Source organism: Micromonospora sp. NPDC048999 (assembly GCF_040649295.1).
GTDB lineage: Bacteria > Actinomycetota > Actinomycetes > Mycobacteriales > Micromonosporaceae > Micromonospora.
This window is the reverse complement of sequence record NZ_JBEZFI010000112.1, coordinates 1-1,175: the sequence shown is the minus strand read 5'-3', so window position 1 is coordinate 1,175 and position 1,175 is coordinate 1. Positions and strand designations below refer to the sequence as shown.

The 1,175-nt window shown below is 68.5% G+C and carries 1 protein-coding gene; it reads right to left on the bottom strand.

What is annotated here, in order from left to right:
- Positions 1 to 42: 42 nt before the first annotated feature.
- Positions 43 to 1,175, bottom strand: a 1,133-nt coding sequence (locus tag AB0C02_RS33605) for a transposase (RefSeq protein WP_357553246.1), incomplete at its 5' end; no start/stop codon positions are given.

The following is a 1,175-nucleotide window of genomic DNA, read 5'->3' as shown; positions in this document are numbered from 1 at the left end:
GACTCCGTTGGGAAATGCCTGGAGTGGGGTGTAAGGCCGTTTTCAGGTGGCGAGTTCGAGTCGGGCAAGGTGGCTGGTTCTGGTCCGGCCGAATGGTGTGCCGGTGAGCCAGGCGTCGATCCGGATGATGTTGACGGCGGCAGCGGCGAAGAGGTGACCGAGGTGGGTCTTGTCCTTGCCGGTGTAGCGGGTGCGCCGGATGCCGGTGCGCCGCACCGTCTGGGAGATCGTGGCCTCGACCCCGGCGCGGATGTGGTAGCGCTGCTGCCAAAGTTCGGTGGTCTGTTCACGGCGCCTGGTTTCCAGGACCTGCTGCTGATCTGCGGGGAGCAGGGTGAGGCTGCGGCCCCATTTGCCGTTTGCGGCGGTCGTGCACTTGGCCCGCGCGGGGCAGGACGCGCAGTCTCGTGCGGCGAAGTGGACGCGGGTCACGGGCGTTCCATTGCTTTTGCGCTGCCCGGACCAGCTGGCGCTGGCTTTGCCGTCTGGGCAGGTCACGGTCTTGGCCTGCCAGTCGATGCGGAAGGCGTTTTGGGGGAAATGTTCGCCCTGGTGGGTGTCCAACCCGACCGGGCCGAGCAGGTCAACGTTGCGCTCGCGGGCGGCCACGATGTGAGCGGCGGTGACGTAGCCGGCATCGACCACGTGCTCGTCGGGCAGCAGCCGCCGTGCTGCCAGACCCTGGTGGACGGCCTCGGTCATCTCGGTGTCGTTGATCGTGGCGTCCGTGGTAGCCACGTGGGTGATCACGTGTGGGGCGCAAGGGTCGCAGGTCTCGCTCACATGAATCTTGTAGCCGCACCAGCCCGTCGCGCGCTTGAGGCCGTAACGGGCGTGGGTGTCATACGGCGAGGCCAGCCGGTCTCTGCTCGGCGGGAGGTCCTTGCCCTCCCGCCAACACACCTCCCCACCGTCACGGTGGTACTGCTGCTCCCACGCCTGGGCCAGAACCTGCACTGCCGGGATCTCGCGCAGCCACGCCGGTGCGCCCGTGGCGGCTACCGCGTCCAGGATGGTGAAGCCGTCCCGGCCGACCTGCTCGGCCCACCGGGCACGCTTGTCCTCACCCTTCGGGAAACGGTAAGAGTCGATCCGGGCACCGTAACGGTCGACCCACCCGGCGTCGACCCGCGACGCCAGCCACTGCGGCGCGGCCGCAGCCAGAGCCTCCAACG